Here is a 15,495-nt window from a genome sequence, read left to right on the forward strand (position 1 = left end):
ACATTACCTGATTTTCTATTAATGATGCGTGGCTTCTCCTGCTCCGCTTGGAATTCTAATATTCTCTACAATTTGCTGAACATCTTCAGGTGGAGCCGGTGTAAACTTCATAATGACTATAGACACAACAAAATTTAAAATCATGGCTACCGTACCAAAACCTTCTGGTGAAATACCAAACCACCAGTCGTCTTTTGTTCCGCCGTCAAACCATCCGAACTTAAATTTCAGCATATAAAAAATCATAGAAGATATCCCGACAATCATCCCTGCAATGGCACCTTCTTTATTCATACGCTTGTAAAAAATTCCTAAAATAATCGCCGGGAAAAATGACGCTGCCGCCAAACCAAAAGCCAAAGCTACCGTTGCTGCCACAAACCCAGGCGGGTGAATTCCGAAATACGCTGCAATACCTACTGCTACTATAGCCGATAAACGTGCTGCGATTAATTCTCCTTGTTCTGAAATATTAGGATTGATCATCTTTTTAATTAAATCGTGCGATACAGACGCCGAAATAACCAATAATAATCCAGCAGCTGTAGAAAGTGCCGCGGCTAATGAACCGGCGGCTACTAAAGCAATCACCCAATTTGGTAATCTGGCAATTTCAGGATTTGCTAATACCATAATGTCGTTGTCGACAACCAGTTCATTCTTTTCCTTATCTGCTAAATACTGAATATTTCCATCTTCATTTTTATCAGTAAAGGTGATTAACCCTGTTAATTCCCATTTTTTAAACCATTCCGGCATATTATCGTAAGGCTTATTTGAAACCGTTTCAATTAAATTCGTCCTGGCAAATACCGATACTGCTGGTGCAGTGGTATATAAAATTGCGATTAATAATAATGCTAATCCGGCAGATTTACGAGCATCTCTTACACGCTTCACTGTAAAGAAACGCACGATGACATGTGGTAAACCAGCCGTACCAACCATTAAGGCTAAGGTAATTGCAAAAACGTCGGTCATTGATTTAGAGCCTTCAGTATATTCGGCAAAACCAAGATCGGTACTTAACCCGTCTAATTTATCTAATAAGTAGGTTCCGGAACCATCGGCTAAGGTATCACCAAAACCTAACTGAGGAATCGGATTACCAGTCATTTGAATAGAAATAAAAATGGCTGGAACCATAAACGCAAAAATAAGCACACAATACTGAGCTACCTGCGTATAGGTAATGCCTTTCATGCCTCCAAGTACCGCATAGAATAATACGATAAACATCCCGATCATTACCCCTGTATTAATATCGACTTCTAAGAATCTGGAAAACACCAGACCAACACCACGCATTTGCCCGGCAACATAAGTAAAGGACACTAAAAGGGCGCAAATAACACCAACAAAACGCGCCGTATTTGAATAATAACGATCGCCAATAAAATCAGGAACGGTAAACTTTCCGAACTTGCGTAAATACGGCGCTAAAAGTAATGCGAGAAGCACATAACCGCCTGTCCATCCCATAAGATAAACCGCACCATCGTACCCCGCAAAGGAGATGATTCCGGCCATAGAAATGAACGATGCCGCACTCATCCAGTCGGCTGCAGTAGCCATACCGTTAGCTAAAGGCGAAACGCCACCTCCTGCAACATAAAAATCTTTGGTTGAAGCCGCGCGAGTCCAAATGGCTATTCCGATATAAATTGTAAATGTAAATCCGACAATAATGTATGTCCATGTTTGTACATCTAAAGATGCAAGTAATAAAATCCTATTCGCCATCATAACCATACTTTTTATCCAGTTTATTCATGAGACGAACGTATACGAAAATTAGAATAACAAAGACATAAATGGATCCTTGCTGTGCAAACCAGAACCCTAACTTAAAGCCTCCTAGTCGTATTTCATTCAAGGCATCTTTAAATAAAATTCCTGCACCATAGGAGACTACAAACCATATGGCTAACAGGATGAAGAGGTATTTTAAATTCTCTCTCCAATACGCTTTTGCGTTACTTTTTGACATGATATTATATTTAGTTTAATTGGTATTATATTTTAATTAAAATGAATAATTCATAACTATTTTGAATGATATTTTATGATTTCGGCTGGTTATTCCGCAACATTTAATTATGACTGTTACATAATTTTCAAAACATCATACTTCGCTAATATAATACTTACACTGAAAACTACAATTGATATTTGTCCATTTTAAATTTATAAATAAAATCAAATTCATTATTCTAATTAAAACCACTCAAAACATACAAATAATTATATTTTGCAATACATTTGCCAGCCATTTCTATTTAATTATTAAAAAGTATCTTTATCGAAACCAAATCCAAAATACCTGTGCAAGCTAGTCGTCTATATTTTATTGATGCTGTTAGAGCATTTGCTATTTTAATGATGCTTCAAGGCCATTTTATTGATACGCTTCTCGATCCTGTTTACAGAGACAGCACGAATACTGCTTATAGCATCTGGTCGTATTTTAGAGGTATTACGGCACCTACGTTTTTCACGATTTCCGGATTGGTTTTTACTTATTTATTGTTACGTGCCAATGAAAAAGGCGATGATAAACCCCGAATTAAAAAAGGATTGTTTCGAGGCTTACTGCTATTAGGAATTGGTTACAGCCTTAGAATTAATTTAATTAGTTGGTTTAGTGGCTACTTCAACACCTATTTCCTTGTTATTGATGTCCTGCAATGTATTGGCTTGTCTTTAATTATTTTGGTGTGCTTACATGTTTTATTTAAACAGTACAGTTATCTCTTTTCAATCATTTTGGCTATTATTGGATGTCTTTGTTTTATTTCAGAACCCTTATATAGAAATCTAGTGATAGATAATCTTCCACTGGTTATAGCAAACTACATGACTAAAGTTAACGGCTCTGTTTTCACTATACTACCCTGGTTTGGCTATTCGGCATTTGGGGCGTTTATCTCAACTGTTTTTTTCAGACACGCTCACAGAAACCGTTTTAAAATAGTTACTATTGCTTCATTTTTCATTCTCGGCTATTTATTGATGTATTACTCAACATGGACCCTATTAAAACTTCACGCCTTAACCAACATTGAATTGCTTAAACGTAGTGCCGACTACAATTATTTATTTATCCGATTAGGAAACGTATTTATTTTATTTGGCATTTTTTATACTTTGGAGCGCTTTTTAAAGCAGTCCATCATTGCCAAAATTGGGGAGAAAACCTTGTCGATGTACGTCATTCATTTTATTATCCTTTACGGAAGTTTTACTGGCTATGGTTTAAAACACTGGTTTAACAAATCCTTAGAACCAACCGAAGCCGTTTTAGGCGCTTTAACATTTATTATCGTGGTGTGCCTTATCTCGTTTCACTATGCGAAAACCAATCATTTCGTGTATAGCCTGGCTAGTAAAATTAGCGGCGTTTTTAAAAAATAACCTTTACAGTATTTATCTAATAAATAACTTTTTATTTTCATAGATTATTTAATTAAAGTAAATTTACTTAATAACCCTAACGTATTCTTTTTTCCAAAAGAAGTAGCACCCTCTCATTCAACCTATGAATAATTTCAAATCTTTTATTGAACACTATGTAGATATGCCTCACGACGATTGGCAACTTGTCGCATCAGTATTTAAGAAAGTGGTGTGTAAAAAAAATGAAGTTCTCCTTTCTGAAGGAGGTGTTTGTGAATATTTTTATTTTGTTGAAGAAGGGTTAATCCGCTGTTTCGAAACTCGAAACAATCAGGAAATTACTAAATTTTTTATTCCTGCACCCTACTGTATGACTTCCAGAGTGAGTTTTATCAAGCAAATTCCGTCAAAAGAAAATTTACAAACCCTAGAAAAAACGGTTCTTTGGCGCGTGACACTAGAACAGTATCTCGAACTAATGAGAATGGACTCCTGGCGCATATTTACCAGAAAAATGCTTAACGAAGTTCAGGATTACATGGAACAACGCCTTATTGAGAGTATGACAGAAACTGCTGAGGCTCGATACTATAAAATACAAAAGGAAGCGCCAAGTTTAATAAACCGAATCCCCCAAAAGTATTTGGCCAGCTATTTAGGCATTGCCACACAATCGTTAAGTAGAATTAGAAAAAATGCTAACAGAAATGATAAATAAAAATCGCCCTTTAAATTTAAAGGGCGTTTTTTATTTATATGCTATTGAAATACTATTTCAAATAGTTTAATACATTATTTTCAATACGCTCCTGAATATTACTAACATCAGCCTTAACAAAGGTTTCTCCTGTAATGTTTTCATATAACTCAATATAACGTTCACTTACAGAGGCAATATACTCATCACTCATTTCCGGAACAGTTTGCCCTTCCAAACCTTGAAAATTATTGCTAATTAACCATTGACGAACAAACTCTTTGCTCAACTGCTTTTGTGCCTCTCCGTTATCCTGACGCTCCTGATATCCTTCAGCATAAAAGTAACGCGAAGAATCCGGTGTGTGGATTTCATCAATTAAAACAATTTTACCATCTTTAGTTTTACCAAATTCGTATTTGGTATCTACTAAAATCAAACCACGTGCTGCAGCAATTTCAGTCCCACGTTTAAATAGTTTACGAGTGTAATCTTCTAAAACCAAATAATCTGCTTCACTAACAATCCCACGCTTTAAAATATCCTCACGAGAGATATCTTCATCATGATCTCCCATTTCTGCTTTTGTCGCAGGAGTAATAATTGGCTCAGGAAACCTATCATTTTCCTTCATGCCTTCTGGCATTGGTACACCACAAAGTAAACGTTTACCTGCTTTGTACTCACGAGCTGCGTGACCTGACATATAGCCTCTAATGACCATTTCTACTTTAAACGGCTCACATAAATGACCAACAGCTACGTTAGGATCAGGGGTTGCTGTCAACCAGTTAGGCACTAAATCTTCAGTTGCAGCCATCATTTTGGTGGCAATTTGATTTAGAATTTGCCCTTTGTACGGAATACCTTTTGGCATAACCACGTCGAATGCCGAAAGTCTATCGGTAGCAATCATCACTAATTGCTCATCGTTTATGTTATATACTTCTCTAACTTTACCTTTGTATACATTTTTTTGTCCAGGAAAATTAAAGTTTGTGTCAATTATGGTGTTATCTGTATTTGCCACGAATTCGTTTTTATTTAATATCTGATTTTTGATGCTGCAAATTTACCAAATTGTTCGGCATTTAATCGATTATCACTGCTTAAAAATGATTAAATCATTCCTAAATTAAGTTTAGCTTTGATTGAGGCATTTGTTGAAGCTCTTTTAACCTTGCTAAACCTGAGTGAAACAAGGCTATGAGCGACTGCCGAGAGCAGGTTACAGCTTCTAAAAAATTATTCTCTGTTTTCGATACTTTTATAAGCTTCAATAACTTTCTTAACCAAACGGTGACGAATAACGTCTTTATCGTCCAGAAAAATCATGCCTACACCTTCTACATTCTTTAAGATTAACAAGGCTTCTTTTAATCCTGAAATGGTGCGTCGTGGTAAATCGATTTGTCCCGGATCGCCGGTTAATAAGAACTTGGCATTTTTCCCCATACGCGTTAAGAACATTTTCATTTGCGCGTGTGTAGTATTTTGCCCCTCATCAAGAATTACAAAGGCATTATCCAATGTACGACCACGCATAAAAGCCAATGGCGCAATTTGAATCGTGCCGTTTTCTATGTAAAGCGCCAGTTTTTCGGCTGGAATCATATCGCGTAAGGCGTCGTACAACGGTTGCATATAGGGATCTAATTTTTCTTTTAAATCCCCCGGTAAAAACCCTAGATTTTCTCCCGCTTCTACTGCCGGACGGGTTAATATGATTCGTTTAACCTCTTTGTTTTTTAACGCCTGAACTGCAAGTGCCACGCCAGTATACGTTTTACCGGTTCCTGCTGGCCCGATAGCAAACACCATATCGTTTTCACGCATACTTTCTACTAATTTGCGTTGGTTAGCTGTTTGCGCTCGAATGAGTTTACCTCCCACCCCGTGCACAATAACCTCACCGCTTTGTTCTGATGTATTGTAATCATCACTACTTTGGCTGGTTAATACGCGTTCAATCGTGTTTTCGTCTATTTTATTGTATTTAGCAAAATGCTTTAGTAGCATATTGATTCGGTGATCGAATTCTTCCAGTAATTCTTCATCGCCAAAGGCTTTTACTTTATTTCCTCGCGCTACTATTTTAAGCTTTGGAAAATACTTTTTTAGAAGTTCGATATTGGTGTTTTGTGCTCCAAAAAATTCTTTTGGAGAAATCTCTTCAAGTTCGATAATAATTTCGTTCAAAAGCGTCGGTTTATTTTTAGGTTACTACAGAGATAAAGTTAAAATAATATTTAATCAGACCAAATGATTTATTAGTTTTGTGGAACTCTGTTTCAACTCAAAAATACATAAATTTGGGTCAGATAACACTAAAAACATATCAACAATTTTGCCGATGGCGATTATTACATTAACAACCGATTTTGGAGAGAAAGATTACTTTGCTGGCGCGACAAAAGGAGCTATCTATACCGAATTACCCGATGTTAGAATTGTTGATATCTCACACAGTGTATCGCCTTTTAATATTTTAGAAGCAGCGTATATTATACAAAATGCCTACAGCAGTTTTCCGAAAGGATCGATTCATATTATTGGTATCGATTCTGAAATAAACAAGGAAAACAAACACATCGCTTTAAAGCTGGACGATCACTATTTTATTTGTGCCAACAATGGCATTATGAGTATGATTTGCTCTGAAATTACGCCGGAAAAAATTGTTGAAATCAATATTCACGACAAAATACAATCGAGCTTCCCTGTATTAGACGTTTTTGTAAAAGTAGCCTGCCATATTGCCCGTGGCGGCACTTTAGAAGTAATTGGAAAAACCATTTCAAAAATCAAACCGATTAGAAATGTGATTCCCTATGTCAACGACGATAAAACCCAGATTATTGGTAGCGTGATTTACATTGATAATTACGGAAACGTGGTAACCAATATTAAACGCAGCTTTTTTGAAACTATACAGAAAGGTCGTGCCTTTGAGATTTCGGCACGTAATCATAAGTTCAAAAAAATATATTTGAAATACAGCGATATTGTTAATTTTGATGTGCCTGAAGAAAAACGTCATGATGAAGGTCGCGGTATGGTCGTTTTTAATTCCGGAAACTTTTTAGAAATTGCCGTTTATAAGAGTAATAGTGCTACGGTGGGTAGTGCCTCTACTTTAATGGGGCTCTCACTAATGGATACCGTAAGTATCAATTTTATCTCAGAATCAATACTCCCAAATATCCAGTTATAAATGTTAATAAGAATTGTAAAAATGGAGGTTACTTAACTATGTTCTGAAGCTTTTCTTAGTAATTTTAACTTTGTAAAAAAACACTTGTTTAACTTATAATACATATAAATGCTCGCCATTTTAAAAAAAGAAATAAACTCATTTTTTGCTTCGCCAATCGGCTATTTGGTTATCGCTATATTCTTATTATTAAATAGTTTGTTTTTGTGGCTTTTTAAAGGTGAATTCAATATTCTGGATTACGGTTTTGCCGACCTGTCATCATTCTTCCTACTAGCGCCATGGATTTTAATTTTCTTAATTCCAGCAGTAACGATGCGAAGCTTTTCAGACGAGAAAAAACAAGGTACACTCGAGCTTTTATTAACGAAACCTATTTCGCATCTCAATATTGTTTTAGGTAAGTATTTCGGCGCCTTCGTTTTAATTATAATTGCTCTAATTCCTACATTTTTATATGTTTACACCGTTTATGAGTTAGGAAATCCTGTTGGTAATTTAGATATAGGGAGTACTTTAGGTTCGTACTTTGGTCTGCTGTTTTTAGTTGCTGCCTACACAGCTATAGGTATCTTTACGTCTACCCTATCCAGCAATCAAATTGTTGCTTTTATTTTGGCTGTGTTTTTATGTTTCCTATTCTACATTGGTTTTGAAGGTGTAGCCGATTTTATGGCGAGTGACATTATCGATCAACTAGGGATGAGTTCGCATTACAAAAGCATGAGTCGGGGTGTTTTAGATACCCGAGATATTATTTATTTTTTGAGCATAACTGCATTATTTTTAATGCTAACCAAATTAACTATTAATCAGGAACAAAAATGATTTTAACGCCCCTGTTCGTTATCTTTTTAATTATTGTCTTTGCTTTGCTTTGGTTATTTACCAACACTATAGACAGACGTAAATGGCTAAGTTTTTTAATTGCTTTAGGTTTAACGCCTATAGTCTATTTTTATGTATTTTATCCACTTATAAATATTTTTACAAGTTATCATCACGAAAAACATTTTAATGCCAAAGCATGGGAAAGTTCCCCTGCTTTACGCTATGAAATGAGTAACGAAATTGTTAAGAACAACTTATTTATAGGCAAGACTAAAGAAGACGTAGAATTACTTTTAGGAAAAAGCGAATGGTTTGGTTGGGATGACAGCATCAAGGCCAATTCACCTGAAATATGGAATTATAACTTAGGCTTTAAACCAGGTGCTTTTAATATGAATCAAGAATGTTTAGAACTTATTTTTAAAGACAATAAAGTTATAAGCGCAAAACAATATCAATTAGAGAAAAAGTTTGAATAAAAACATTAAACATACAGCCATTTTTGCCCTGGCCTTAGTGCTGGTAAATGTTATAAGCAGCAAGGTTTTTGAACGTTTCGATTTAACCGAAGACAGCCGTTATACCCTAAGCGACGCGGCTATTGATATTTTAAAAGATGTCGAATCTCCTATTATTGTCGATGTCTTTTTAAAAGGTGATGATTTCCCTTCGGAATTTAGAAGACTTCAAAATGAAACCAAACAATTATTAGAAGAATTCGCAGCTGAAAACAGTAATATCGTTTTCAATTTTATCAATCCATTGGAAGACGAATCGACACGTGAACGAAACATTCAGCAGTTAACAGCAAGGGGATTAACCCCCATGCAGTTAAGTGTCCAGGAAAGCGGCAAAACCTCTCAAGCTATTATTTTTCCATGGGCATTAGCGAGTTACAACGAGCAAACGGTAATTATTCCGTTAATAAAAAACAAAATTGGAGCTTCACAACAAGAGTTGGTTACCAACTCCGTTCAGCATTTAGAATACGCTTTTGCTGATGGATTTAAAAAACTGGTAACACCAAAACAACAAAAAATTGCCGTTTTAAAAGGCAACAACGAATTAGATGATAAATACATTGCCGATTTCATTAAAAAGCTTGGTGAATATTATTTTATTGCGCCCTTTACTTTAGATAGCGTTTCTAACAATCCGCAAAAATCACTTGAAAAATTAAAGGATTTTGATCTAGTTATAGCCGCAAAACCAACCGAAGCCTTCTCTGAACAGGAAAAACTGGTTTTAGACCAATACACCATGAATGGTGGAAAAAGTCTTTGGATGGTTGATGCTGTAATAATGGAAAAAGACAGTTTGTACAACGATACCGGACGAAACTTTGCCGTAACCAGAGATTTAAATCTAACTGATTTTTTCTTTAAATACGGCGTACGCATCAATCCGGTAATTACCAGTACCCTGTACTCTGCTCCTATCACTTTGGCTATTGGTGAAGGCAGTAATTCTCAGTTTCAAAATTTACGCTGGCCGTATTCTCCGTTAGCTTCAAATAACATCAATCACCCGATTGTAAATAATTTAAATCTGGTGCGCTTCGATTTCGCAAATCAGATTGATACCTTAAAAAATAACGTTTCTAAAACCATTCTTTTAGAAAGTGCACCGTTAACCAAACTGGAAGGTACACCAAGAGAAATTAGTTTAGATTTAGTTACCAAAGAACAAAATCCGGCGCTTTTCAATAAAGGCAACCAGACACTTGCCGTATTACTTGAAGGCGAATTTCCTTCGGTTTATGGCAATCGCATAAAACCATTCAAATTACAACAGGAAAAAAATGTAAGCGTTCCAACAAAAATGATTGTGATAGCCGATGGCGACGTGATTAAAAACGATGTGGTTAGAGGTGTTCCTCAGGAATTGGGTTTCGACCGCTGGACCGGACAAACCTACGGCAACAAAGAGTTTTTATTAAATGCTGTGAACTATCTTTTAGACGATACCGGACTTATAAACATTCGTTCTAAACGCATAGATGTTGCTTTTTTAAATTTACAAAAAATAGCCGCCGAAAAGACCAAATGGCAACTTATAAACATTGCGCTACCGCTTGTATTGCTTACAATCTTTGGTTTTACTTATAATTACGTAAGAAAGAAAAAATACGGCGCTTAAATGTTAATAAGTTTGTTTCCTTTATTAATAGCTAAGGAATATATTTGTAAGTAGTATAATTCAAGACTTAAACGAAGTTCTTTTACATGTAACACATCATCATGTTACTTCTGTGTCACAAAACACAGTTTTAGCTTGTAATGGTCGCATGTAATCAACCAAAACCATAAAGTTAAAACATGAAATTTATAGTATCAAGTACCTATTTATTAAAACAATTGCAAGTTTTAGGCGGGGTTATTAATAGCTCTAATACCTTACCTATTTTAGATAACTTTTTATTTGAATTAAACCAATCTAAGTTAACCGTTTCTGCAAGCGATTTAGAAACAACTATGTCTTCTACTTTAGAAGTAGAAAGTAATAGTGAAGGTAGCGTTGCTATTCCTGCACGTTTGTTATTAGATACTTTAAAAACGTTTCCTGAGCAACCTTTAACCTTTGTTATTGAAGATAATAACACGGTTGAAATAAGCTCAAATCATGGTAAATATGCTTTAGCTTATGCCAGCGGGAAAGAATTTCCAAAAGCCGTGGTACTTGAAGACCCTAGTAAAACAGTGGTTTTAGGTGATGTTTTAGCTACAGCCATTAGCAAAACTATTTTTGCTGCCGGAAACGACGACTTACGTCCGGTAATGAGCGGTGTGTTTTTTCAATTCTCAACTGAAGGTTTAACTTTTGTAGCTACCGATGCTCATAAATTGGTGAAATATACTCGTGAAGATATTAAAGCGAGTCAGGTCGCAGAATTCATTATGCCTAAAAAACCTTTAAACTTATTGAAAGGTATTTTAGCTGGTAGCGAAGAAGATGTAACCATTGAGTACAACGATTCTAACGCAAAATTCATCTTTGAAAATTCGACTTTGATTTGTCGTTTAATTGATGGTAAATACCCTAACTACGAAGCGGTAATCCCTAAGGAAAATCCGAATAAATTAGTCATCGACAGAACACAATTCTCGAACTCTGTGCGTCGTGTTAGTATTTTCTCTAACAAAACCACGCACCAAATTCGTTTAAAAATTGCAGGCGCTGAATTAAACATTTCTGCTGAAGATATCGACTACAGCAACAAGGCAGAAGAACGTTTAACTTGTGATTATCAGGGTGACGATATGCAAATCGGCTTCAACTCGCGCTTCTTAACCGAAATGCTTAACAACTTAAATTCTGATGAAGTACAGTTAGAAATGAGTATGCCAAACCGTGCCGGAATCTTAACCCCTATCGACGGATTAGACGATGGCGAGCAAATTACTATGCTTGTGATGCCAGTTATGTTAAATAGCTAAAAAAATTATAATTTTATATAAAGAAAAACGCTCACCAATGGTGAGCGTTTTTTATTACCTCAACTAACTAAACTAACTAATAAAATTAAGAGATAACGGATATTTGGCAACTTCACCATTACTGGCTTTTATCGCATTAATAATTGGAAAGATAAGAGATATAACACCTATTATAATAAACCCAATAAGTCCAATACCACATAGTAACATTAAAGGAATACACAGTAAACAATACACTATTAAACTCAGTTGAAAATTTACAATGTTTTTTCCGTGTTCATCCATTTGGTAGACTTTATCTTTTTGCGTTAACCAAATGATTAACGGTAATAGTAAACTACCGAAGCCTAATACCAAAGTGACTAACTGACTTAAATGGGTTATAACTAAAAGCTGGTTATCTTGTCTCATGATTGATTTTTTTGATTGATACATGTTAGACTATTAAATTTATAAAACGTTACACCATTCTAAATAAACTTTACTTCAACAAACAAAAAATCCGCAGCTATTGCAACTGCGGATTTTTAAAATTCAGTAAAACTGAAACTTACTTACTCGTGTACACCGATTTGAATAATTCGGTAAACTTTTCTTTATTTCCATTTTTAAACGGAATCATATAAAAACTATAGGTATTGACTTGGTCTCCTGATAACAAGTATTCTTTTTGCGGTTTTGCTCCCCAGCTGTTATCGCCTCCAACACCACGTTGATCCATATCGATATTCAACTGAACCAAATCGCGTTCTACGATATCAATTGTGTGTTTGCTTACATTTACTTCTGGCATACCATCGCTGTAATTTTCATCTTTAGTTGTATGTACTTCTACCTTTTCCTCTGTAGCATAAGAAAGTCCAGGTGTAGCATCGAAATCTTCATTAAGCATATGCAAAGCACTTAATCCTAGATCCTTTTTATTTTCGGCAGAAGACACAACTAACAACCCTTTATTATTTTTGTTAGCAAAAGCAGCCCAACGGACATCAGTTTTATAACCGTTTTCCTGAGGTCTGATGTATGGCACATATTGTTCAGAAACTGAAGAATTATACACATCGACAAATGCTGAAGCTTTTCTGTCTGTGTAGTTTTCCCATGGTCCGCGTCCGTAATACGTCATATTATTGTAAACTTTAGGCAACTGCATGCGCATACCTACTCTAGGAATATCAGCTTGGTAAGTCGTCGCATTCAGCGTGTTGTTTACTTTTATAATTCCATTAGCAAACACTGTATAAGAAGACACAAATGTTGTTTCCACGCCCGATAATTGATACGTTACATTTACCTTAACTTCTCCTTGTTGTGTTTTTTCAAAAGCAAACGATGCTACTTTGTAGTTCTGCGACGCCTCTTTCCATGCGATATTGTTATTCATCATGCGATTACCAAAATCGTTATCGGTTGGTGCTCGCCAAAAGTTTGGTTTCGGTCCGTTTTGATCTTTAATCAGTTCTTCATCGGCAAAAATGTAAGACACCATTTTTCCTGCGGCTTTATCGAACACCACTTTGAAATCATCGCCTGAAAGCGCTAATGTCGATTTAGCATCATTCACTTTTACATCTGAATTAGCTGCAACAGTTTCCGTTTGCCATTTCACTTTTTTGTCCAATAAAATCTGCTCATGAGCCACGACATATCCCGCTTTTAAAAGTCCCCAATCGGCTTTTAGAACCGCTTCAATTTCTAAAAAGTATTCGGTGTTTTCCTTAAAATTAATATTACTAAGTGGTACTCTAACCAATTTACCTGTATGAGGCTCTACTGAAATACTTCCGGCATCAAAAGTATCTAAAACTTCTCCATCTGCTTTAATTTTTGCCTTGATATCGAATTTATCCAAATTTGTAAAATCGTAAAGATTCTCTACTAAAACACGAACCTGATTATCTCCATTAATTCCTTTATTTTTAAAGTTGATAAACTCGTGAGCCTTTTTAACCTCATATAAACCGGGATGCGCAGTACGATCTGGAAAAACAATACCATTGTTTAAAAATGTATTGTTGGTTGGCATACCTTCTCCGAAATCACCGCCATAGGCATAAAACTTCTCACCTTTTTCATTAGTTTTCCAGATAGACTGGTCTACCCAATCCCAAATGAAACCGCCTTGTAAATTATCGTGTTGCTCAATAACATCCCAGTAATCCTGGAAGTTACCTGTACTATTCCCCATAGCATGCGCGTATTCCGAAGGAATAAACGGGCGATCGGTCTTCGAACGTCCTATATTTTCAAATGATGCTGGTGATGGATATTGTGGTACGATAATATCGGTGTTCTCATCCATATCGAATAAATTCCCATCAACGTCTTTATAAGCACGCTCGTACTGTACCGGACGCTTTTGTTTATCATGCGCTTTTATAGCTTTGTAGCCTTCAAAAAAGTTAATGCCATTTCCTGCCTCGTTACCCATAGACCAAATAATCACCGACGGATGGTTTTTATCCCTTTCTACCATACGAATCATGCGATCGACATGTGCTTTTTCCCAGTTTTCTTTCTTAGCAAGCGAATGGCTTCCGTAATACATACCGTGAGATTCTATATTAGCTTCATCTACCACGTAAATTCCGTAGATATCGCATAGCTCATAAAATTTTTCTTGTTGCGGATAATGACTTAGTCGAACAGCATTGATGTTATTCTCTTTCCAAAGCTGAATATCTTTTAAAATTTGCGCTTCAGGGACAACATGGCCAGTCTCCGGATTGTGCTCTTGAGTATTTACACCTTTTAAAGTAATCACCTGTCCGTTTACAAGTAATAATCCGTTTTTAATTTCAACGGTTCTAAAACCAATTTTTGAAGACGTAGACTCTAAAACCTTTCCTTTTTCCTTTGAAGTAACAACTACTTGATACAAATTTGGTGTTTCAGCTGTCCACGGTAATACATTGAAAATTTGCGTTTTCAAATTAACACTCATCGTCCCGTCTGAAGGAATCTTAACGGATTGATTTCCTTTAGCAACCACAGAGGCATTAGCATCTAACACTTCATAAAAAACATCAACCGTTTTCGATTTTACATCTGAATTTTTAACAGCAACCGTTAAATCTAAATTTCCATGTTCAAAACCTTTATCTAAAGTAGCCATAACCTCAAAATCCTTGATACGAGCTTTAGGCTGAGCATATACATAAACACTACGTTCGATACCACTGATTCTCCAGAAATCCTGACATTCCAGATACGAGCCGTCTGTCCATCTGAAAATTTGAAGTGCAATCATGTTTTCGCCTTCTTTTAAATATTTTGAAATATTAAATTCCGCCGGAAGTTTACTTCCTTGAGAATACCCTACATATTGACCATTAATCCATACAAATCCACCTGATTTCATGGCACCTATATGTAAAATGACTTCCTTTTCATTCCATCCTTTATTTACCGTAAATGTTCTTCTATAAGAACCAACTGGATTATAATCGAATGGTACTTGTCCAGGATTAGACGGATAAATTTTTTCTTTAAAAGTGATTTCTTTTGAAACCGGCGCTTTATAATCGGCAAACTCGTACTGATGGTTTACATAAATAGGAACACCATACCCTTCAACCTCCCAGTTTCCTGGTACTTTAATATCATCCCAACCAGTAACATCTACTTCTGGTTTCATAAAATCCTGAGGTCGATCGGCCGGTTTACGAACCCACTTAAATTTCCACTGTCCATCTAAACTAATGTAGTTAGCAGACGCTTTCCAGTTATTTTTCAAGGCTTCATTTTCTGAAGCAAACGAATAAAATGTGGTATGTGTTTCTTCCTTATTCTCTGAAATCACTTGCGGATTTTCAATATAATGCCTCAGGTCATTAGGTAACTCTTGAGCAAATAATAAACTACTAAAACAAAAGAGCGTTAAGTTTGTTAACTTGTTTTTCATAAATGATTTAAAATGT

Annotated in this window: 13 protein-coding genes; 7 read left to right on the plus strand and 6 right to left on the minus strand. The window is 35.7% G+C overall.

What is annotated here, in order from left to right; genetic code table 11:
* Positions 1–18: 18 nt before the first annotated feature.
* Both ICJ84_RS09940 and ICJ84_RS09945 read right to left on the minus strand, forming a co-directional pair.
* Positions 19–1,746 carry a sodium:solute symporter family protein gene (locus ICJ84_RS09940; RefSeq protein ID WP_188216241.1) on the minus strand — a complete coding sequence of 576 codons (1,728 nt, stop codon included), beginning with the start codon at positions 1,744–1,746 and terminating at the stop codon, positions 19–21.
* Positions 1,733–1,990: a DUF4212 domain-containing protein gene (locus ICJ84_RS09945; RefSeq protein WP_188216242.1), complete on the minus strand. Its 258-nt coding sequence runs from the start codon at positions 1,988–1,990 to the stop codon at positions 1,733–1,735. Before ICJ84_RS09945 ends, ICJ84_RS09940 begins: the two co-directional genes overlap by 14 nt.
* 335 nt (positions 1,991–2,325) lie before the next feature.
* Here ICJ84_RS09945 and ICJ84_RS09950 point away from each other — a divergent pair, with 335 nt between their 5' ends.
* Together ICJ84_RS09950 and ICJ84_RS09955 are read left to right on the plus strand one after the other, a co-directional pair.
* Positions 2,326–3,414 (plus strand): heparan-alpha-glucosaminide N-acetyltransferase domain-containing protein, encoded by a 1,089-nt coding sequence (locus ICJ84_RS09950; protein WP_188216243.1) that lies wholly within the window; start codon positions 2,326–2,328, stop codon positions 3,412–3,414.
* Between the two features lie 124 nt (positions 3,415–3,538).
* On the plus strand, positions 3,539–4,114 hold the full coding sequence (locus ICJ84_RS09955) for a Crp/Fnr family transcriptional regulator (protein WP_188216244.1): 576 nt from the start codon (positions 3,539–3,541) through the stop codon (positions 4,112–4,114).
* Positions 4,115–4,166: 52 nt separating this feature from the next.
* On the opposite strand, the gene ICJ84_RS09960 is transcribed toward ICJ84_RS09955, so the two are convergent.
* Both ICJ84_RS09960 and ICJ84_RS09965 read right to left on the minus strand, forming a co-directional pair.
* Positions 4,167–5,123, minus strand: a complete 957-nt coding sequence (locus tag ICJ84_RS09960; RefSeq protein WP_188216245.1) for a phosphoribosylaminoimidazolesuccinocarboxamide synthase — start codon at positions 5,121–5,123, stop codon at positions 4,167–4,169.
* Positions 5,124–5,338: 215 nt separating this feature from the next.
* The gene (locus ICJ84_RS09965; RefSeq protein ID WP_188216246.1) at positions 5,339–6,292 is read right to left on the minus strand and encodes a PhoH family protein; all 954 of its coding nucleotides are present in this window, start codon (positions 6,290–6,292) and stop codon (positions 5,339–5,341) included.
* Positions 6,293–6,446: 154 nt separating this feature from the next.
* Between ICJ84_RS09965 and ICJ84_RS09970 the strand changes: the two genes are divergently transcribed.
* The 5 genes from ICJ84_RS09970 (at position 6,447) to dnaN (ending at position 11,575) form a co-directional block, all read left to right on the plus strand.
* Positions 6,447–7,307 carry an SAM hydrolase/SAM-dependent halogenase family protein gene (locus ICJ84_RS09970; RefSeq protein WP_188216247.1) on the plus strand — a complete coding sequence of 287 codons (861 nt, stop codon included), beginning with the start codon at positions 6,447–6,449 and terminating at the stop codon, positions 7,305–7,307.
* Between the two features lie 108 nt (positions 7,308–7,415).
* Complete coding sequence (gene gldF, locus ICJ84_RS09975) at positions 7,416–8,135, plus strand: gliding motility-associated ABC transporter permease subunit GldF (RefSeq protein WP_188216248.1); 720 nt, start codon at positions 7,416–7,418, stop codon at positions 8,133–8,135.
* Positions 8,132–8,617, plus strand: coding sequence for a hypothetical protein (locus ICJ84_RS09980; RefSeq protein WP_188216249.1), 486 nt, complete (start codon positions 8,132–8,134; stop codon positions 8,615–8,617). Before gldF ends, ICJ84_RS09980 begins: the two co-directional genes overlap by 4 nt.
* Entirely contained in the window at positions 8,610–10,277 is a 1,668-nt protein-coding gene (gene gldG / locus ICJ84_RS09985) for a gliding motility-associated ABC transporter substrate-binding protein GldG (protein WP_188216250.1), read from the plus strand. Before ICJ84_RS09980 ends, gldG begins: the two co-directional genes overlap by 8 nt.
* A 179-nt stretch (positions 10,278–10,456) precedes the next feature.
* Positions 10,457–11,575, plus strand: coding sequence for a DNA polymerase III subunit beta (dnaN, locus tag ICJ84_RS09990; RefSeq protein ID WP_188216251.1), 1,119 nt, complete (start codon positions 10,457–10,459; stop codon positions 11,573–11,575).
* A gap of 72 nt (positions 11,576–11,647) precedes the next feature.
* Here dnaN and ICJ84_RS09995 read toward each other — a convergent pair whose 3' ends face one another.
* Both ICJ84_RS09995 and ICJ84_RS10000 read right to left on the minus strand, forming a co-directional pair.
* On the minus strand, positions 11,648–11,986 hold the full coding sequence (locus tag ICJ84_RS09995; RefSeq protein ID WP_188216252.1) for a DUF4870 domain-containing protein: 339 nt from the start codon (positions 11,984–11,986) through the stop codon (positions 11,648–11,650).
* A gap of 139 nt (positions 11,987–12,125) precedes the next feature.
* Entirely contained in the window at positions 12,126–15,479 is a 3,354-nt protein-coding gene (locus tag ICJ84_RS10000; RefSeq protein WP_188216253.1) for a glycoside hydrolase family 2 TIM barrel-domain containing protein, read from the minus strand.
* Positions 15,480–15,495 lie beyond the last annotated feature (16 nt).

Source organism: Aestuariibaculum suncheonense (assembly GCF_014596935.1).
GTDB classification, from domain to species: Bacteria; Bacteroidota; Bacteroidia; order Flavobacteriales; family Flavobacteriaceae; genus Aestuariibaculum; species Aestuariibaculum suncheonense.

What these genes read in the sequence shown, in the direction of transcription:
- ICJ84_RS09940 (WP_188216241.1), bottom strand. Translation starts at nt 1,746, where the DNA reads ATGATGGCGAATAGGATTTTATTACTTGCATCTTTAGATGTACAAACA.
- ICJ84_RS09945 (WP_188216242.1), bottom strand. Translation starts at nt 1,990, where the DNA reads ATGTCAAAAAGTAACGCAAAAGCGTATTGGAGAGAGAATTTAAAATAC.
- ICJ84_RS09955 (WP_188216244.1), top strand. Translation starts at nt 3,539, where the DNA reads ATGAATAATTTCAAATCTTTTATTGAACACTATGTAGATATGCCTCAC.
- ICJ84_RS09970 (WP_188216247.1), top strand. Translation starts at nt 6,447, where the DNA reads ATGGCGATTATTACATTAACAACCGATTTTGGAGAGAAAGATTACTTT.
- gldF (WP_188216248.1), top strand. Translation starts at nt 7,416, where the DNA reads ATGCTCGCCATTTTAAAAAAAGAAATAAACTCATTTTTTGCTTCGCCA.
- ICJ84_RS09980 (WP_188216249.1), top strand. Translation starts at nt 8,132, where the DNA reads ATGATTTTAACGCCCCTGTTCGTTATCTTTTTAATTATTGTCTTTGCT.
- dnaN (WP_188216251.1), top strand. Translation starts at nt 10,457, where the DNA reads ATGAAATTTATAGTATCAAGTACCTATTTATTAAAACAATTGCAAGTT.
- ICJ84_RS09995 (WP_188216252.1), bottom strand. Translation starts at nt 11,986, where the DNA reads ATGAGACAAGATAACCAGCTTTTAGTTATAACCCATTTAAGTCAGTTA.
- ICJ84_RS10000 (WP_188216253.1), bottom strand. Translation starts at nt 15,479, where the DNA reads ATGAAAAACAAGTTAACAAACTTAACGCTCTTTTGTTTTAGTAGTTTA.